Below are 18342 nucleotides of genomic sequence, written 5' to 3'. Positions count from 1 at the left end.
AGGGCGCTTTCATCCGCTTCCTGCCCGTCAGGCATAACCATAGAATTATATGGTTCTTTCATAAAAGTCAGTCATTAATATAATAAAAATGGATTTTTTGACGCTTTCGGCCTTTCTTTGGAGTGGGCTGATCCATTAAATAGGGATACTTCGCATGGCTGCTTTTGATCACCTGACCCGTCGCCGCCTCCTGGGTCTGGCCGGCCTCACCCTGGCCAGCCTGTCGCTGCCGCGCCTGGGTTTTTCCGCCGACGCACACGCCGGCCACACTACCGCCCAGGAGCCTGCCGGCACCGGTGAGTTCATCCGCCTCGACGTACCGCGCAAACTCAAACTGGCAGTCAACCTCAACGCGGTGTGCCTGGCGCCGGTGGTGATCGCCCATGGGCAGGGCTTCTTCACCAAGCACAACCTGGACGTGGAACTGGTCAACTTCGGCAACTCCACCGAGGTCTTGCTGGAAGCCATCGCCACCGGCAAGGCCGACGCAGGCGTGGGTATGGCGCTGCGCTGGCTCAAGGCCTTGGAGCAGGGCTTTGACGTGAAGCTCACCGCCGGCACCCATGGCGGTTGCCTGCGGTTGCTCAGTGCCGCCAACGGCGGCGTGAGCAAGCTGGAAGACCTCAAGGGCAAGGCCATAGGCGTCACCGACATGGCCAGCCCGGACCGCAATTTCTTTTCGATCCTGCTGAAAAAACACGGCGTCGACCCGGTGCGCGATGTGGAGTGGCGCCTGTACCCGGCCGATCTGCTCGGCACGGCGCTGGAGCGTGGTGAAGTGCAGGCGGTGAGCGGCAGTGATCCGTTCATGTACCGCCTGATCAAGTCCGGCGTGGCGCGGGAGCTGTCCACCAATCTGGTGGAGGAATACGCCAATCTCAGTTGCTGCGTGGTCGGCGTCACCGGCAAATTGGTCCGCGAGGACAAGCGTGTGGTCGCGGCGCTGACCCAGGCGATCCTCGAAGCCCATGACTATTCCGTGCAGCACCCGGAGGAAGTCGCCAAAGGCTTCCAGGCCTACGCACTGAACACCTCCACCGAAGAAGTCCAGGCGATCCTCCACGACCACACCCACGGCCACCACGCGGTCGGCGCGGCGCTGACCCAGGAGATCACCACCTACGTCACCGACCTGAAAACCGTGGAAGTGATCAGCAAAGGCACCGACCCGATCGCGTTTGCCAAGGAGATCACCGCCGATGTCTTCAACTGACGCAACCATCCTCAACCCGCCTGTGGCACTCAAGGTCGCGTGGCAAGGCGCGGCGGTGGTGGCGGCCTGGGTGGCCGTTGCGCTGCTGATCAGCTACTGGCCCAACGCGGTGCGCAATTGGCCGATGACCCAAGGCTTGGCCAACCTGTGCGTTGGCGCGGCAGCGTTGTTCATTGTGCTGAGCCTGCTGGGCCGAAGGTTGTCGAAACTCGCGCTGCGCTTGCGCACGGCCGCACCCTGGCTGATCGCCTTGCCGGTGCTGCTGGGCATCTGGGAATTACTCACCGCCAAGCTTGCGCTGTTGCCGGTGCCGTTCTTCGCACCACCCCAAGCCTTGCTCGCGGTGTATATCGAAGACTACGCGCGCCTGGCCGACAGCCTGCTGCATTCGGCACTGCTGCTGGGCTCAGGGGTGGCGCTGGGCGCCGCTACCGGGTTTGTCGCCGGCGTCGCCATTGGCTGGTCCACGCGTATCGGCTACTGGCTGCACCCGGTGCTGCGCATCCTCGGCCCGGTGCCGTCGACGGCGTTGTTGCCGCTGTGTTTTTTCCTGTTTCCCAGCAGTTGGAGTGCTAGCGTGTTTTTGATCGCCCTGGCCACCTGGTTTCCGGTCACGGTGCTCACTTGGTCCGGCGTGGCCAGCGTCGATAAAGCCTATTACGACGTGGCGCGCACCCTCGGCGCCAGGCAGGGGTTTCTGATTTTCAAAGTGGCGATTCCCGCCGCGCTGCCCCACGTCTTCGTCGGCCTGTTCATGGGCCTGGGCGCGTCGTTTTCCACCTTGGTGGTGGCGGAAATGATGGGGGTCAAATCCGGCATCGGCTGGTACCTGCAATGGGCCCAGGGCTGGGCGGCCTACGCGAACATGTACGCCGCACTGCTGATCATGGCGCTGGCCTGTTCGGGGTTGATCACCGGGTTGTTCCTGGTGCGTGATCGGTTGCTGGCCTGGCAGAAAGGAGCGATGAAATGGTAGCCCTGGCACACGCGGTATCGGCTTCGGAAGGATTGGCGCTGCGCATAGAAAACCTCAGCCATGGTTTTGCTCTGGACGGCCAGCATTTGCCCGTGTTGGAGCGGGTGTCCCTGGACGTGGCGCCGGGAGAGTTTGTTGCTTTACTCGGGCCTTCGGGGTGCGGCAAGTCCACCTTGCTGCGCCTGGTGGCGGGGCTGGAACCGGCGGACGCCGGACGGCTGTTGGCCGATGGCGAACCCATCACCGGGCCGGACCCGAGCCGTGTGGTGGTGTTCCAGGACCCGACCCTGTACCCATGGCGCCGCGTGTGGGACAACGTCGCCCTCGGCCTGGAAGCCCAAGGCCTGCTCAAGACCCATTCGGCCAAAGTCGATGAGGCCCTGGACAAGGTCGGCCTCGGCCAGTTCGCCCGTGCCTATCCACGGCAATTGTCCGGCGGCATGGCCCAGCGTGTGGCGTTGGCCCGTGCACTGGTCAACCAGCCGCGTTTGCTGATCCTCGACGAACCCCTGGGCAAACTCGACTCCCTGACCCGCATCACCATGCAAAAAGAGCTGATCGACCTGTGGCAGCGCCAGGGCTACACGGCGCTGCTGGTGACCCACGATGTGGAAGAAGCCTTGCTGCTGGCTAACCGGGTGATTGTGTTCAGCGACCGCCCGGCGAAGATCCAGGCACAGTTGAGCATCGATAGGCCCTATCCACGGCACCGGGATGATCCTTACCTGGTGGACCTGCGGCGGCAGATATTGGGCCTGCTGGGCTTGGGCGAAAACTGGTAGTCAGTGGGCGTCTTTCAGCGCAATGGTTTGGATGGTTGGGCTGAGCACCCCCGCACGGTCCGCCAGGTAACGCGCCGGCGGCTGGCCCACCGCCTTGCGGAACATGGTGATGAAGCCGCTGGCGTTTTCATAACCCAGGTCCAGAGCCACCCGTTGCACACTTTCACCCTTGGCCAGCCGTTGCAGGGACAGGATCACATGCAACTGCCGGCGCCAGCGGCCGAAGCTCAGGCCCAGTTCCTCCAGTAACAGGCGGGTCATGCTGCGCTCGCTCATGCCGATGCGCACGGCCCATTGACCGAGGGTGGCTTTGTCGGTCGGGTCGGCCAGCAGGCTGTTGGCCAGGCGGCGCAAGCGGGCGTCCTGGGGCATGGGCAGGTGCAGGGCTTCGACCGGGGCGGCGGCCAGTTCATCCAGCAAGGTGTTGATCAAGCGGCCTTGGGCGCCGGCCACGTCATAGAATTGCGGGAAGCTGACGGCCTTGCTGATCAATTCATGCAGCAACCCGGACACGGCCAGGGTGCAGCATTGCGGCGGCAGGGCGTGGGCGGCGTCGGGGTCGATCAGCAGGCAATACACCTCGGCCTCGCCAGACCCGCGCGCAGCATGGGGCGTACCGCCGGGAATCCATAATGCGCACTGGGGCGGCACGATCCAGATCCCCGCTTCGATTTCACAGTGGATGACCCCGCGCAGGGTGTACATCAACTGGCCCTTGCGGTGCGCGTGCTGGGCATGTTCCCAGGTGTCCGACGTGCTGGTGGCGCCCACGGCCACCACGGCGCGGGGGAACAGGTCGGCGTCCTTGGCCATCAACGGGTCGAGCAGATCAAGACGATGGTGCTTCATGGCGCGGGTCGCAAGTTGGCCGGATTGCGAAACAGTCTGGCTATTCTGTGCAATGCCGTCCAGGGGTTCGAGCTTTATATTGAGATCCACTCTCATTAAGGAGCTTTGCCATGCGACTCGACAGTACAACGTTCCCTGTGGTGAAAATCGTCTTCGATGCGCCCAGCGAGGGTGGGCCGGAGGATGCTTTCCTGGCCTTTGAAGGGCTATTGGCGAGGGAGCAGGCCTTTATGTTGCTGCACGAAAAATCCGTGGATGAAAACAACCATGAGCACTCCCACGAAGAGCGTAAGCAGGCGTCGATCTGGATGAAGAAAAACAAACAGGCGCTGCGCATGTTCGTCAAAGGCATGATCCAAGTTGAGCCCAGCGCCGCTAAACGCCTGGCACTCAAGCCGTTCGCGGTGATGTTCAGCAAGGCCTGGGGCTACCCGTTGCTGGTGGTGGAGTCCAAGGACCAGGCCTGGGCACTGGCGCGGGATGTGCTGGATGAGCGGGTGTCGGATGTGGCGCATTTCTAGCAATAGAACAACGCTCGTGGCATTGAGTTTATTCACTCTTGATATAAAAAACTGTCAGTTTCCACAGGTGCCGGTTCGTGTGGCCTGGGAAAGAATACAGGGTCGATGGGGCAGACAGTTTGTTGCCATGGAGGAACATTAAGGAGTCCTGAAAGTGGTTACACCCACTGTCTTGAGTGCGTTTGAGCGACAGGTCGCTGTCAACCCCTCGCGGCTGGCTGTGGTGGAGGGGACTCAGTACCTCACTTACACTCAACTCGATGAATACAGCACTCACGTGGCGGCGTACATGCAATCCGTGGGGCTGGGGCGTGGCGATCTGGTGCTCGTACAGACCGAGCGTAGCGCGCGATTGCTCATTGCCTTGCTGGCGGTGGTCAAGACGGGCGCTGCCTTCGTGCCCCTGGACCGCAATCTTCCGCACAATCGCAAGGACTATATTGCCCGCCAGTGCCAGGCGCGCCTGGTGCTGTCGACCCATGATCAGGACACCGCGCCCCTATTGACGTGTGACGTGCGGACCCTCAATGGCTTGCTCGCGGCCCCTCCTGCCGCCACGTTCGAGGCCGTCGAGGTGCGGGGGGATGACGCGATGTATGTGATCTTCACCTCGGGCACCACCGGCGATTCTAAAGGGGTGATCATCGAGCATCACTCGGTCATCGAGTTGATGTTGCAGCACAATCAACACTTGCAACTGGATGCCTCCAGCCGCTCGACCTTGATGGCGGCCGTGGGCTTCGACCTGTGCCAGGCGGAGGTCTGGTCCAACCTGGTGGCGGGCGCGTGCCTGTATGTGTTGGACCAGCAGGCGCTGCTCGACGGCGACGCGTTCCTGGACTTCTGTGCAACGCATGGGATTACCCATGGGTTTGTTCCCACCCTGAAAATCTATGACGTGGTCAACGCCAGGCAACCCGCTGGCCTGCAGCTCAAGTATCTCTATACCTGTGGCGAGAAACTGCATCCGGTGGCGGTGGACCATTTGTCCTACTGCTTGCTGGACTGCTATGGCCCTACCGAAACCACCATTTTTGTCACGTCCCGCGTGGTGCCTGACAAACGCTTGCGGCGACCGGCGTCCATTGGCTGGCCCATTGGCGGCTGCGCGATCTACGTCCTTAATGAGTATCTGCTTCCTGTTTCTGCGGGAGAGGTGGGGGAGTTGTGTATTGGTGGACCGTGCCTGGCCCGGGGTTACCTGAATGCTCCCGAACTCACCGCACAGCGTTTTATCCAGTGCGAGGCCCTCGGCTGTCGGGTGTACCGCAGCGGCGATCAGGGGCGATTGTTGGACGATGGCAGTCTCGAGTTCCTCGGCCGCATGGACGGACAGGTGAAGATTCGCGGCTACCGGGTGGAGGTGGGTGAAATCGAGGCACGCCTGCTTAAGGAGCCGCAGGTCAACAACGCCGCCGTGGTGGTGGACGACTGCGGCACCCAAGCCGACAAACGGCTGGTGGCGTTTGTGGTGCGGCGCGACCCGCACACTCATCCACAACAGCTGATTGCCAGCCTGCGCCGTAGCCTGGAGGCGGATCTGCCCGAGTATATGTTGCCCGAGCACTATCAGTGTCTGGACGCGCTGCCCAGCAATGCCAACGGCAAGACCGACAAACCGGCCTTGCAGCATTTGCTGCACCACCAGCCGCCCGACACACTGGTGCTTGAGCGCTTTGCCCCAGGTGCCGAACAAGACCTGGCGCAGTCCTGGTTCGAGTTGCTGGGGCACGGCAATTTCACTGCGCATGACAGCTTTATGGCGGTGGGTGGGCATTCGCTGCGCGTTGCATTGCTCGCCAAAATGCTTTCCCAGCGGGTAGGACTGAGGGTATCGGTGCGTGACATCTACGAGCACATCCATTTCAAGGACCTGGCCGCTGAGTTGCGCCGCCGCACGGCTGAGCCCGATAGCGACACAGGTGAGACGAGCAATGCATTCGAGCGCGATGTGTTCCTTGATCCTGGCACACAGTTTCGCAGGGACTTCGACGCCGCCCAACTTACCGATCCCGCGCATATGCTGCTGACCGGCGCCACCGGGTTTGTCGGCATTCATTTGCTGGAGCGGTTGCTGGCCACCAGTACTGCTGCGATTCATTGCCCACTGCGCTGTGAACAGCCGGCGGATGGGCTGGCGCGGTTGCAGCAGATCAGCGAGCGATACGAAGTGCCGATTGCCGCGCGCGACTGGGCGCGGGTTACGGTCTACCGCTGTGACTTGCCCCAGGCCAAACTGGGGCTGGACCCCACCGTTTATGAGTGGCTGTGTGCAACGGTTGACGTGGTGGTGCATTCGGCCAGCGCGGTTAACTTCATCATGCCTTACTCCTACCTGCGTACCGATAACGTCGAGGGGCTAAGGCGCGTTCTCAGCTTTTGCAGTGCAGGCAAAACCAAGGCATTGATGCTGATGTCGACCATCTCCATCTACAGCTGGGGGCATCGTTTTACTCAAAAGCGCCGCGTGTATGAGGCTGATGATATCGACGAAAACTTGCCGGCGATCCGCCGTGACCTGGGTTACGTGCAAAGCAAATGGGTGATGGAAAAACTCGCTGACCTGGCCTGCGCGCAAGGCTTGCCACTGATGACCTTTCGCCTGGGCTACGCCACCTGTCACAGTCGCACCGGCCTGTGTGCCCATTACCAATGGTGGGGCCGGTTCATTCAAACCTGCCTCCAATACGGCGCTATGCCGGACCTGCGTAAAATGCGCGAAGGCTTGACCACCGTCGACTACATGGCTGGCGCTGTTGCCCACATCGCCCGTCAGCCCGACGCCTTGGGCAAAAAGTTCAACCTGTGCCAACCGTTGCATACCGACCCCGACCTGAAGCAGTTCTGTGCGCGGGTGGCGCATATTTATGCGCGCAAGCTGGAAGTCATACCGTTCAAGCGCTGGGTGGCGCTGTGGGAAAACGATGGGGACGCTTTGCTGTATCCCTTGCTGGGAATGTTCAAGGATGACATGTGCCAAGGCGAAACCATTCTGGAACTGTATCAGCACAACTATGCCTGGGATCGCAGCAATACCCAGGCATTTCTCAGAGACAGCAGCCTTCGTCCGGTGCCATTTACCGACGATATGCTGGGTCGTTATTTGCAGCGTTTACGGCGTTAGTCCACGCACACTGTGCCGTCGGTTTGACCTTTTTTTGCCGTCGCCGCGCGGTGCAAGGGCAATTGAACTACTTTGATTGACGAGCGATCCCCACCCGGTAATGACTCATGCGCACGTTATGGAAGCGGTATGTGGCCCTGCTGGAAAACGACCTGAGCACGCAAATTTTCGACAACGTCAAAAACCTGCTGGTGTGTGCGCTGTTGTTTGCGGCGGGCACCAATACCCTCGTGGGGCAGCAGGACCTGTTTATCGGGGTGTTTGCCTCCAGCGTGGCAGGGTGGGGGCTGATCCTTCTGTCGACAGTGCTGATGCTGTTGAACGTCAGCGATGGCATTCGTCGGCTGGCCAAGCTGCGTTATCACCTGGCATTGCAACTGTTGCTGATCCTGGTTTATCTGGTGGTGGCCGAGCGGGTGGTGGAGATTGTGTGGGGCTTCCGCGCCCATTGAAGTATCCTCCGCACCCCGCTTTCCACTGATTCAAAGACAGATGACAGGACAAGACATGCAGGCGCTGCTGGAGTCGATCCTCGACGAAGTGCGCCCCCTGATCGGCCTCGGCAAAGTTGCCGACTACATTCCCGCGCTGGCCGATGTACCGGCCAACCAACTGGGTATTGCGGTGTACGGCAATGACGGCTCGGCCTACCGCGCCGGTGACGCCGATACGCTGTTCTCGGTGCAAAGCATTTCCAAGGTGTTCAGCCTGGTGCAGGCCATCGACCACGGCGGCGAAACCATCTGGGAACGCCTGGGCCACGAGCCTTCGGGGCAGCCGTTCAACTCGTTGGTGCAACTGGAATTCGAACGCGGCCGCCCGCGTAACCCCTTCATCAATGCCGGCGCGCTGGTGATCTGCGACATCAACCAATCACGCTTTGCCGTGCCGATCCTGTCGATGCGCGACTTCGTGCGGCGCCTGTCGGGCAACCCGCAAATCCTGGTCAACAGCGTCGTCGCCGACTCCGAAGCCCAGCACGGCGCGCGCAATGCGGCCATGGCCTACCTGATGAAATCCTTCGGCAACTTCCACAACGATGTGGACGCGGTGTTGCACAGCTACTTCAACTACTGCGCCCTGCAGATGAGCTGCCTGGACTTGGCCAAGGCGTTCAGCTTCCTCGCCAACGAGGGCACGAGTGCCCACAGCGGCGAACAGATCCTCACCGCGCGGCAGACCAAGCAAGTTAACTCGATCATGGCCACCAGCGGGCTGTATGACGAGGCGGGCAACTTTGCCTACCGCGTGGGCTTGCCGGGCAAGAGCGGGGTAGGCGGCGGGATTGTCGCGGTGGTGCCGGGGCAATTTACCGTGTGCGTGTGGTCGCCGGAGTTGAACGCGGCGGGGAACTCGCTGGCGGGGATCAAGGCGTTGGAGTTGTTGAGTGAGCGGATTGGGTGGTCGGTGTTTTGAGATCGTTCCCACGCGCGTGGGAACGATCATCTGAGTGTCATGCCGCTGGATGGGCGTCATCCAATGCTTTGTCCACCAACAATTGCACACCTTCCAGCATTCGGCAGATGCCCAACGCTACATTGCGTTGCGTACCGTCGACTTCAAAGGCCAGGTGAGTGGCGATGTCGGTGATGGAGGATAGGTCCTGGGACGCGTTGACCAGCAGGGTTTCCGTGCCCAGGTCGGGGCGCACGGTGAAGAGTTTTTCTGGGGGATTGGGGGTGTCTTTAATCATGGTGAAGCTCCGTCGACAAGTGGAGCCGCCAGCGTTCGCGGTCAAACGAAGAGGGTGGCAGCTGTACGCGGGTTGACCGACCGGTTGTCAACGAACCCGGCATACCCGAAAGTATCCCGCGCACAACTGCCGCGACACGATACCTCAGGCACAAAAAAAACGCCTGGGATAGGTGCAGGGCGTAGCAGTTCGTTAACAAGGCCGGACGGTCAAATCCGGTCGCTGAATTGGCAGCGACGGCGGAGAGGTTAATCAGCGACGTTCCGAGCGACAACCTGAAACAGTCGTGGGATAAGTCCTAGGGACCTCATGGCCAGACGCTACATCCTGTGGCGAGCGGGCTTGTCCCGCGTTGGGCTGCGCAGCAGCCCCAAAACCAGGCGCAGAGGAGTGCCTGATACACCGCATTCGTCTTCATCAGGGGCGCTTCGCACCCCAACGCGGGACAAACCCGCTCGCCACAGAGGTCCCAGTTTGCTGCGCGACAGCGCTAAGTCGAAGAGGTAGTGGGGCCTCCCTCGCCACAAACGGCTATTCAGCGTCCTTTTTTGCGCGTCTTCGACCCTGGCAAAATCATGCCCACCTCCTGCTGGTACCGCCGATACCGCTCACCGAACAACGCCACCAGATCCTTTTCTTCAAAGCTGGCGCCAATGAAGAGGTAAACCGTCATCCCTGTCGCAAACAACAGGTGCCCGGCCGTCATGTACGGCGTTGCCCAAAAGGCGATCAGGAAGCCCAGGTACAGCGGGTGGCGCACGATCCTGTAAAACAGCGGAGTCCTGAATACTGGCGCCTGTGGTGTGGTTTTGCGCCAACGGTCGATGGCTTGCTTGAGTCCGAACAGCTCGAAGTGATTGATCAGAAAGGTCGACAGTAGCGCAATGCCCCAGCCCATCCAGAACAAGCCGATCAACAGGGCCTTGGCCCAGGTCTCTTCGACCTCCCACACCGTAAGCGTGATGGGTTGCCATAGCCAGAAGATCAACCCGAGCACCAGGCTGCTGAGCATTACATACGTGGAGCGTTCAACTGGCGCAGGCATGAATGCCGCCAGCCACTGTTTGAAGCCTTTACGCGCCATGACCGTGTGCTGGACGCCGAACAGCAGGATCAGTGCGCAGTTGATCAGCACGGCGATTGGCCACGCGAGGAGGGGGCCATCGTTGATGTTCTTGGGCACCGCCACGCTGCCGACGAAGCCGATCAAATATAAGCACGTGATGAGGAACACCACGTAACAGCAGGCGCTGTACACCAGTCCGATGGCACGGGCGGTGCGGTTATTGTCGAGGTGCATGAGCATGCCTTTCCCACTGGGTGAATGGGCAGCAAACCTGCAGGTCAGCCGTTTCGTGGCTAAGCCTAGCGGGTTTTGCGTGCGCGGTAAGCGGGGAGAATGGACAGCTCTTAGCGTTGCGGGCAGTAGGATTCAGCTGATAGTGGGCTGATTCGGCAAGTCATACGGCATTTCCCGAAGCTGTTCCGGACCTGGGTGTATGCAGGGCAGCAAGGGGCCCTCATCGGGGCATAGGTGTCTACACAACGTTGGTTCAACGCTGAACGCCCGGCAGATAGGGCAGTTGTGGCGAGCGGGCTTGTCGAATCGTCGCACCGCCCGCGTTGGGGGGCGAAGCGCCCCTGATGAAGACGAATGCGGTGTATCAGGCACTCCTCTGTGCCTGGTTTTGGGGCTGCTGCGCAGCCCAACGCGGGACAAGCCCGCTCGCCACAGGGGGATTTTTCAGGGTTTGAAAAGTTGTGTAGATACCCATGCTTATCGGGGTGTAGCCCCCTCCCACATTGAATTTTCAGTGTCTTGGAAATAGGTATCCGCCCAAACAAAAAATGCGCCCCTGAGGGCGCATTTTTTTGTTCGGTCAGCTATCGCCTATCAGGCAATTGCATCCCAGGCTCGATCACCGTGCTCGTCCTTGATCCGAGTCGGCAGGCCCATCACGTCCAGCGCCTTGAGGAACGGCTCCGCCGGCAGTTCCTCGACGTTGGCCATGTGTTTCACATCCCACTCGCCACGGGCGACCAGCAGCGCGGCGGCTACCGGTGGAACGCCTGCGGTGTAGGAGATGCCCTGGCTGTCGGTTTCAACGTAGGCTTCTTCGTGATCCGCCACGTTGTAGATGAACATCTCACGCGGCTGGCCATCCTTGGTGCCTTTGACCAGGTCGCCGATGCAGGTCTTGCCGGTGTAGCCCGGGGCGAGCGAAGACGGGTCGGGCAGCACGGCCTTGACCACTTTCAACGGCACCACTTCCAGGCCTTCGGCGGTGGTGACCGGCTTCTCGGAGAGCAGGCCGAGGTTTTTCAGCACGGTGAACACGTTGATGTAGTGTTCGCCGAAGCTCATCCAGAAACGCACGTTGGGCACGTCGAGGTTTTTCGACAGCGAGTGCACTTCATCGTGGCCGGTGAGGTAGAGGTTCTGCGAACCCACGACCGGCAGGTCGTCGGTGCGTTTGACTTCGAACATGGTGTTGCTGGTCCACTGGCTGTTCTGCCAGCTCCACACCTGCCCGGTGAATTCGCGGAAGTTGATTTCCGGATCGAAATTGGTGGCGAAGTATTTGCCATGGGAGCCGGCATTGACGTCGAGGATGTCGATCGAATCAATGCGGTCGAAATGCTGTTGCTGCGCCAGCGCGGCATACGCGTTGACCACACCCGGGTCGAAGCCCACGCCAAGGATGGCGGTGATGTTCTTCTGTTTGCACTCTTCCAGGTGGTTCCATTCGTAGTTGCCGTACCACGGCGGGGTCTCGCAGACCTTGCCCGGCTCTTCGTGGATGGCGGTGTCGAGGTACGCAACGCCCGTGTCGATGCAGGCACGCAGTACCGACATGTTGAGGAACGCGGAACCCACGTTGATGACGATCTGCGATTCGGTCTCGCGGATCAGGGCCTTGGTCGCTTCCACGTCCAGGGCGTTCAGCGCGAAGGCCTGGATGTCGGCGGGAACCTTGAGGCTACCCTTGGCCTTGACGCTGTCGATGATGGCCTGGCATTTGGAGATGTTGCGCGACGCGATAGCAATACGACCGAGTTCGTCGTTGTGCTGCGCGCACTTGTGGGCCACCACCTTGGCGACACCTCCTGCACCAATGATAAGAACGTTCTTTTTCAATTGCTTTATTTCTCCTATATCCGCCAGCTTACGAAAGGCTGGACAGGTAGTCGTCGTAACCAAATTCACGAACCACTTCGACTGTACCGTCGAGTTGTTTCACTACGATGGACGGCATTTTCAGGCCGTTGAACCAATTTTTCTTGACCATGGTGTAGCCCGCGGTGTCGATGAACGACAGCCGATCGCCGATGGCCAGCGGACGATCAAATTGATACTCGCCGAAGATGTCCCCGGCCAGGCAGGATTTGCCGCAGACCATGTAGGTGTGTTCACCCTCGCTTGGCGCCAGCTTGGCGTTGAGGCGATAGATCAGCAGGTCCAGCAGGTGGGCTTCGATGGAGCTGTCCACGACGGCGAGGTTTTTGCCGTTGTAGAGGGTGTCGAGCACGGTGACTTCCAGGGAGGCACTGTTGGTGATCGCCGCTTCGCCGGGTTCCAGGTAGACCTGCACGTCGTACTTCTGCGAGAACGCCTTGAGGCGCTGGCAAAAGGCGTCGATGGCATAGCCTTCACCGGTGAAGTGGATGCCGCCGCCGAGGCTGACCCAGTTGACCTTATGCAGCAGCGCGCCGAAGCGTTCTTCGATGGTGTTCAGCATCTGGTCGAACAGGTTGAAGTCGCCGTTCTCGCAGTTGTTGTGGAACATGAAGCCGGAGATCTGTTCGATCACGCCTTCGATCTTCACCGGGTCCCATTCGCCCAGGCGGCTGAACGGACGCGCCGGGTCGGCCAGCAGGTAGTCGGAGCTGCTCACCTGCGGGTTGACGCGCAGGCCGCGGGTCTTGCCTTCGCTGCGTTCGGCAAAACGCTGCAGCTGGCTGATGGAGTTGAAGATGATCTTGTCGCAGTTATCGAGCATCTCTTCGATTTCATCATCAGCCCAGGCCACGCTGTAGGCGTGCGCCTCACCTTCGAACTTCTGGCGACCGAGCTTCAACTCATACAGCGACGACGAGGTGGTGCCGTCCATGTATTCCTGCATCAGGTCGAACACCGACCAGGTGGCAAAGCACTTGAGCGCCAGCAGGGCCTTGGCGCCGGACTGCTCGCGCACGTAAGCAATCTTCTGCATGTTGACCAGAAGCTTCTGTTTATCGATGAGGTAGTACGGCGTTTTGATCATTTTTGAGAGCCTGCGGCGGTGCCTGCCAAAAAAGGACACGCATTGTGCCCGCACTTGGATCGAATCGAAAGGTTAGCCGGCGGATTTCGCACGCCGGTTTTTCAAGCATAGCCCCGGAGTATGACTATCTAAGGATATGCACCGTCCCACATTTTGGCCTATGTGACTTTGTTGCATTGCCATCAAACCGTCATCTTCCCACCACCTTCCTGCCACATTCCGCCGTTACTGTCCTCGCCAATGAGATCGATCTCAAGCGAGTAAACATGACTGACCTGAAAGACGTCGCGCGACTGGCCGGAGTATCCCGCGCTACCGCCGCCCGCACTTTTGCCTCCCCCGACCAGGTGCGCCCGGCGACCCGTGAGCAGGTGTTCGCCGCCGCCCGTGAGTTGGGGTTTCGGCCCAACCTGCTCGGCCGCCAACTGCGCCTGCAAACCACCCAGTTGATCGGCGTGGTAGTGCCCAACCTGCTCAACCCGGTGTTCGCCGAGCAGTTCCAGGCCATGGAGCGTGCCGCACGCTTGCGTGGCTACAGCCTGGTGCTGGCGACCACCGACTACAGCAGCGAGCGCGAGTACATCGTAGTGGAAGAACTGCTGCGCCAGCGCGTCGATGGCCTGGTGCTGACGGTCACCGATGCCGAAAGCAACAGCGTGCTCAGCAGCCTGAATACCGAACAAACCCCGTTCGTGCTGGCCTATCACCAACCGAGCAACCCCAACTACAGCGCCGTGTCGGTGGACAACCGCGCGGGCATGGCCTTGGCCACGCGCTACCTGCTGGAGGCCGGTCATCGACGCATCAGCATGGTCGCCGGCCCCGCCTTGCAGTCCGACCGCGCACGCCTGCGCTATGCCGGTTACTGCGACGCGATGAAGGAATACGGCCTCAACAGCCGCGCGGTGATCGAAATGCCCGCGCATACCCAGGCCGAATTCGCCGCCATCGAGCCGTACCTCAACGGCCCCGACGCCCCCAGCGCGCTGGTGTGCTCCAACGATTTCCTGGCCATCAGCTTGATCGCCGAGCTGCGCCGCAATGCCTGGAATGTACCCGGGCAGTTGTCGGTGATGGGCTTTGACGGCATCGCCCTCGGCACCCAGATGCACCCGACCCTGTGCAGCGTGGTGCAGCCCATCGCGCTGCTGGCCAGCACGGTGATTGACCAACTGCTGGCGCAGATCGCCGGGAATGACCCGGTTTCCCATTGCCTGCCTTGCCATATCCGGCCGGGCGAAAGTACCCAACCGTTTGAGGAGTCCCTTGATGCGCGCATTCAGTAAAACCCTGGCAGCCGTGCTGCTGTGCGGTATGGCCAGCCTGGCCCAGGCCGCCGACACCGCGATTTGCTACAACTGCCCGCCGGATTGGGCCGACTGGGGCACCCAGCTCAAGGCCATCGCTGCCAGCACCGGTGTGCAGGTGCCGCTGGACAACAAGAACTCCGGCCAGTCCCTGGCGCAACTGGTGGCCGAAAAGGCCGCGCCGGTCGCGGACGTGGTGTATTACGGCGTGACCTTCGGCTTGCAGGCGCAAAAGGCCGGCGTGGTCGATGGCTACAAACCCAAGGGCTGGGAACAGATTCCCGCCGGGTTGAAAGACCCCGCCGGCCAGTGGTTTGCGATCCATTCCGGCACCTTGGGCATCATGGTCAACGTCGATGCATTGGGTGGCCTGCCGGTGCCGCAAAGCTGGGCCGACCTGCTCAAGCCGCAATACAAAGGCATGGTCGGCTACCTGGACCCGTCCAGCGCCTTCGTCGGTTACGTCTCTGCCGTGGCGATCAACCGCGCAATGGGCGGCGACCTGGACAACTTCGCCCCGGCCATCGACTACTTCCAGAAACTGGCGAAAAACGCGCCCATCGTGCCCAAGCAGACCGCTTATGCGCGGGTGCTGTCCGGCGAGTTGCCGATCCTGGTGGACTACGACTTCAACGCCTACCGCGCCCGCTACAAAGACAACGCTAACGTCGCCTTCGTGATCCCCAAGGAAGGCAGCATCAGCGTGCCTTATGTGATGAGCCTGGTGGCCAACGCGCCGCACCGCGCCAATGGCGAGAAGGTGCTGGACTTCGTGCTGTCGGACCAAGGCCAGGCACTCTGGGCCAAGGCGTACTTGCGCCCCGTACGCCCGGTGACCATGCCGGCCGACGTCGCCGCGCAGTTCCTGCCCGACAGCGATTACGCCCGCGCCGGTGTGGTGGACTATCAGAAAATGGCCGCTGTGCAGGAAGCCTTCGCCGCCCGTTACCTGAACGAGGTCAAGTAAGTGGCTGCATCGGCAAAACAGGCGGCCTGGGCGCTGGCCCCGGCCTTTGCGGTGCTGTTCGCGTTCTGGCTGCTGCCGCTGGCGCACTTGATGGTGCTCGGCGCCGACAGCCGCGACAGCCACGGCAGCGGCTATTGGCAGGTGCTCAGCAGCGCGCAGTACCTGGGCAGCCTGGCGCAGACCTGCGTGCTGGCCATCGTGGTGACGTTCACCGCGTTGTTGATCGGTGGCATCAGCGGCGTGTTTCTTGCGCGCCAGCAGTTTTTCGGGCGCTCGGCGTTGGTGGCGTTGCTCACGTTTCCCCTGGCGTTTCCCGGGGTGGTGGTGGGCTTCCTGGTGATCCTGTTGGCTGGGCGCCAGGGGCTGCTGGCGTCCCTGGGCCTGCAATTGGCCGGTGAGCGCTGGATTTTTGCCTACTCGCTGGCCGGGCTGTTTGTCGGTTACCTGTACTTCTCGATTCCGCGGGTGATCCTCACGGTGATGGCTGCGTGCGAAAGCCTCGACCGCAGCCTGGAAGAAGCCGCGCATTCGCTGGGAGCAGGGCACTGGCGGGTGGTCTGCGACGTGATCGTGCCGGGCCTGGCGCCGGCGTTGGCGTCCTGCGGCGCGATCTGCTTCGCCACGTCCATGGGCGCCTTCGGCACCGCGTTCACCTTGGGCACGCGCCTGAATGTGACGCCAGTGGCGATCTACAATGTATTCACCAACTACGCCAACTTTGCCGTCGCCGCCGCGTTGTCGGTGGTGCTCGGCGCGGTGACCTGGGCGGTGTTATTGCTCACGCGACGCCTGGTGAAAAATGCGGGGACTGTCTTGTGAAACGCTCATCGCTGTTTGTGATGCAACTGCTGTTCACCTTGCTGGTGTGCGCGTTCATGTTGGTGCCGGTGCTGATGTCATTGCTGGCCGGGTTGACGCGCAATTTCTTCGTCGGCGTGTCCAGCGGCCTGACCTTCGACTGGTTGATCCAGGTCTGGCAGGCCTATTCGCCCACCGTATGGCTGTCGTTGCAATTGGCGCTGGCGTGCGCGGTGTGTGTCTGCGTGATCGGCGTGCCGGCGGCCTATGCGCTGGTGTGCATGAACAACCGCTTCAGCCGTGCCTTCGAAGAACTGATGGTGCTGCCGGTGGCGATGCCGGGGCTGGCCAGTGCGCTGGCGTTGCTGCTCACCTACGGCCAGTTCGGCACGTTTCGCAGCAGCTGGTTGTTCATCCTGGTCGGCCATGTGTTGTTCACCTTGCCGTTCCTGGTACGTCCGGTGATGGCGGTGATGCAACGCCAGCAACTGCCGGTGCTGGAAGAGGCGGCGGCCAGTCTGGGCGCCGGGCCGATCAAGCGCTTTTTCAGCGTGGTGGTGCCCAACTGCCGGGCGGGGATTCTGGCTGGCGTGCTGATGGTGGTGACCTTGTCGTTGGGCGAATTCAACCTGACCTGGATGCTCCACACACCGATGACCAAGACATTGCCCGTGGGCCTGGCCGACAGCTACGCCTCGGCGCGCCTGGAAATCGCCAGCGCCTACACCCTTATCTTTTTGCTGATGATCGTGCCGCTGCTGATTGCGTTGCAGGCCATCAGCGCTCGTTTGTCCCGTGGAGAGCGTCGATGACCGCTATCACTATTCGCCTGCAAGGCTGTCGCAAGGCGTTCGCCGACGGCACCGTGGCTGTGCATGACTTGAACCTGACCGTAGAAGGCGGTGAAACCCTGGCGATCCTCGGCCCGTCCGGCTGCGGCAAGACCACCACCTTGCGCCTGATTGCCGGCCTGGAACGCCCGGATGTGGGCCAGGTTTTTTTCGGCACCGACGACGTCACCCGCCTGCCCATCGAGCGCCGCGACGTGGGCATGGTGTTCCAGAACTACGCGCTGTTTCCCAACCTCGACGTGGCCGGCAATATCGTCTACGGCTTGAAGATTCGCGGCATGGCGCCGCTTGCGCGGAACAAGCGCTGCGAGGAACTGCTGGAGCTGGTCGGCTTGCAACAGCATGGCAAGCGCAGCATCCATGAATTGTCCGGTGGTCAGCGTCAACGCGTGGCCTTGGCCCGCGCCTTGGCGCCGCGCCCTAAAGTGCTGTTGCTGGACGAACCGCTGGCCGCCCTGGATGCGCAATTGCGTGAGCGCTTGCGCAGCGAGCTGAATGAGCTGCTGCGCAGCCTCGGTATCACCTCGGTATTTGTCACCCACGATCAGGGCGAAGCCATGGCCCTGGGCGATCGTATCCTGGTGATGGAGCACGGCCGCGTCGCGCAACTGGCCAGCCCACGGGAGATCTACCAGAAACCGGCCAATGCGTTCGTCGCCGGTTTTGTCGGCAACCTGAATGCCTTTGCCGTCAGCTCGCGAACAGCCCATGGCCTGAAAGTCTGCGGCGGCGAGTTGCCGTGGCAGGCCGCCGACGTGCCCAACACGGTGTACTGCCGCCCCGAACACCTGCGGGTGATGGAGAGCGAAGGGCACTTGCACGGCCATCTATTGGCGCAGTTTTTCCAGGGCGCCCAAAGCCGCCTGCTGGTGGACGTGGGCGGCCCGCAACCGCTGCTGGTGGACAGCAGCGACAACCACCTGTACGCCGTCGGCGCGCCCATTGCCCTGGCAATCGCACCGCACATGTTGTTCACCCTGAATGCTTGAGAATTTG

The 18342-nt window shown here is 61.3% G+C and carries 17 protein-coding genes; 12 read left to right on the top strand and 5 right to left on the bottom strand.

The genetic code is table 11. The annotated features are described in order from the left end of the window. Window positions 1-154: 154 nt before the first annotated feature. The 3 genes from AD670_RS16345 to AD670_RS16335 are packed head-to-tail and all read left to right on the top strand — an operon-like array spanning window position 155 to window position 2971. On the top strand, window positions 155-1213 hold the full coding sequence (locus AD670_RS16345; RefSeq protein ID WP_053134362.1) for an ABC transporter substrate-binding protein: 1059 nt from the start codon (window positions 155-157) through the stop codon (window positions 1211-1213). Next, complete coding sequence (locus AD670_RS16340; RefSeq protein ID WP_053134358.1) at window positions 1200-2189, top strand: ABC transporter permease; 990 nt, start codon at window positions 1200-1202, stop codon at window positions 2187-2189. The genes AD670_RS16345 and AD670_RS16340 overlap by 14 nt, the downstream gene beginning before the upstream one ends. After that, window positions 2183-2971, top strand: a complete 789-nt coding sequence (locus AD670_RS16335; RefSeq protein WP_053134355.1) for an ABC transporter ATP-binding protein — start codon at window positions 2183-2185, stop codon at window positions 2969-2971. Before AD670_RS16340 ends, AD670_RS16335 begins: the two co-directional genes overlap by 7 nt. Here the strand turns inward: AD670_RS16335 and AD670_RS16330 are convergent, their stop codons facing one another. Continuing rightward, a complete protein-coding gene (locus tag AD670_RS16330) occupies window positions 2972-3820 on the bottom strand; it encodes a helix-turn-helix domain-containing protein (RefSeq protein WP_053134352.1) in 849 nt (282 codons plus the stop codon). A 110-nt stretch (window positions 3821-3930) separates the two neighbouring features. Here AD670_RS16330 and AD670_RS16325 point away from each other — a divergent pair, with 110 nt between their 5' ends. The 4 genes from AD670_RS16325 to glsB all read left to right on the top strand — a co-directional run bounded on the left by AD670_RS16325 (window position 3931) and on the right by glsB (window position 8881). Beyond that, window positions 3931-4341: a hypothetical protein gene (locus AD670_RS16325; RefSeq protein WP_053134349.1), complete on the top strand. Its 411-nt coding sequence runs from the start codon at window positions 3931-3933 to the stop codon at window positions 4339-4341. Window positions 4342-4495: 154 nt separating this feature from the next. Next, window positions 4496-7465: an amino acid adenylation domain-containing protein gene (locus tag AD670_RS16320; protein WP_053134346.1), complete on the top strand. Its 2970-nt coding sequence runs from the start codon at window positions 4496-4498 to the stop codon at window positions 7463-7465. 107 nt (window positions 7466-7572) lie between these two features. Further along, window positions 7573-7917, top strand: coding sequence for a hypothetical protein (locus AD670_RS16315; protein ID WP_053134342.1), 345 nt, complete (start codon window positions 7573-7575; stop codon window positions 7915-7917). Window positions 7918-7972: 55 nt separating this feature from the next. Continuing rightward, a complete protein-coding gene (gene glsB, locus AD670_RS16310) occupies window positions 7973-8881 on the top strand; it encodes a glutaminase B (protein WP_027607252.1) in 909 nt (302 codons plus the stop codon). Window positions 8882-8918: 37 nt separating this feature from the next. On the opposite strand, the gene AD670_RS16305 is transcribed toward glsB, so the two are convergent. The 4 genes from AD670_RS16305 to AD670_RS16290 all read right to left on the bottom strand — a co-directional run bounded on the left by AD670_RS16305 (window position 8919) and on the right by AD670_RS16290 (window position 13423). After that, window positions 8919-9158 (bottom strand): DUF6124 family protein, encoded by a 240-nt coding sequence (locus tag AD670_RS16305; protein ID WP_053134339.1) that lies wholly within the window; start codon window positions 9156-9158, stop codon window positions 8919-8921. 535 nt (window positions 9159-9693) lie between these two features. Continuing rightward, window positions 9694-10458 carry a methanethiol S-methyltransferase gene (mddA, locus tag AD670_RS16300; RefSeq protein WP_156338252.1) on the bottom strand — a complete coding sequence of 255 codons (765 nt, stop codon included), beginning with the start codon at window positions 10456-10458 and terminating at the stop codon, window positions 9694-9696. A 594-nt stretch (window positions 10459-11052) separates the two neighbouring features. Beyond that, window positions 11053-12297, bottom strand: a complete 1245-nt coding sequence (locus AD670_RS16295) for a saccharopine dehydrogenase family protein (RefSeq protein ID WP_032889518.1) — start codon at window positions 12295-12297, stop codon at window positions 11053-11055. A 28-nt stretch (window positions 12298-12325) separates the two neighbouring features. After that, window positions 12326-13423, bottom strand: a complete 1098-nt coding sequence (locus AD670_RS16290; protein WP_027607243.1) for a carboxynorspermidine decarboxylase — start codon at window positions 13421-13423, stop codon at window positions 12326-12328. Window positions 13424-13689: 266 nt separating this feature from the next. Between AD670_RS16290 and AD670_RS16285 the strand changes: the two genes are divergently transcribed. Genes AD670_RS16285 through AD670_RS16265 form a run of 5 tightly spaced genes read left to right on the top strand, consistent with a single transcriptional unit; the run spans window position 13690 to window position 18335 of the window. Further along, a complete protein-coding gene (locus tag AD670_RS16285) occupies window positions 13690-14709 on the top strand; it encodes a LacI family DNA-binding transcriptional regulator (protein WP_053134333.1) in 1020 nt (339 codons plus the stop codon). Then, the gene (locus tag AD670_RS16280) at window positions 14693-15697 is read left to right on the top strand and encodes an ABC transporter substrate-binding protein (protein ID WP_053134330.1); all 1005 of its coding nucleotides are present in this window, start codon (window positions 14693-14695) and stop codon (window positions 15695-15697) included. The genes AD670_RS16285 and AD670_RS16280 overlap by 17 nt, the downstream gene beginning before the upstream one ends. After that, window positions 15698-16516 carry an iron ABC transporter permease gene (locus AD670_RS16275; protein ID WP_053134326.1) on the top strand — a complete coding sequence of 273 codons (819 nt, stop codon included), beginning with the start codon at window positions 15698-15700 and terminating at the stop codon, window positions 16514-16516. Further along, window positions 16513-17307, top strand: a complete 795-nt coding sequence (locus tag AD670_RS16270) for an ABC transporter permease (RefSeq protein WP_053134324.1) — start codon at window positions 16513-16515, stop codon at window positions 17305-17307. Before AD670_RS16275 ends, AD670_RS16270 begins: the two co-directional genes overlap by 4 nt. Beyond that, complete coding sequence (locus AD670_RS16265) at window positions 17304-18335, top strand: ABC transporter ATP-binding protein (RefSeq protein WP_053134321.1); 1032 nt, start codon at window positions 17304-17306, stop codon at window positions 18333-18335. Before AD670_RS16270 ends, AD670_RS16265 begins: the two co-directional genes overlap by 4 nt. Window positions 18336-18342 lie beyond the last annotated feature (7 nt).

Source organism: Pseudomonas sp. MIACH (assembly GCF_001269925.1).
Classification (GTDB): domain Bacteria; phylum Pseudomonadota; class Gammaproteobacteria; order Pseudomonadales; family Pseudomonadaceae; genus Aquipseudomonas.
This window is presented reverse-complemented; position numbering and strand designations above follow the sequence as displayed.